A 423-nucleotide genomic window follows, 5' to 3' on the forward strand; every position below is an offset into this window, starting at 1 on the left:
TATCGAGACTCAGTGCGAAGATAGCCCAGATCAGGATCTCGTTGAGAACGACGAGGTAGTACTGGTCGCCCATGAACAGAATCGCGAGTGGGGCGAGCGCGAGCGCGACAACGGCGATACCGCCGAGCCGTACCCGTGTGCTGTCCGCCAGTACCCCGCCGTACCCCCCGACGAGGATCTCGCCCTCGCTTTCCGACTCGTCACCTCGCGTTCCGAACAGTCCTTGCGGTTTCACGAGCAACACGGCGATCATGAGCAGGTACACAGTCAACCCCTCGAGATTGGGAACGCTCAGCGTGACATCGCCGACCGTTGCCACGACAGACCCACTGTAGGCCCGCATCAGCGTCTGGACGACACCGACGAGCAACCCGCCGAAGACGGCACCCCTGAAGCTACCGAGGCCGCCGAGGACGACGACAA

Annotated in this window: 1 pseudogene; it reads right to left on the reverse strand. The window is 62.6% G+C overall.

The window, feature by feature from the left end:
* A pseudogene (locus tag IL252_RS17400) lies at nt 1-423 on the reverse strand (branched-chain amino acid ABC transporter permease); the annotation flags it as partial.

The organism is Halomicrobium sp. IBSBa, from assembly GCF_017612575.1.
Taxonomy (GTDB): Archaea; Halobacteriota; Halobacteria; order Halobacteriales; family Haloarculaceae; genus Halomicrobium.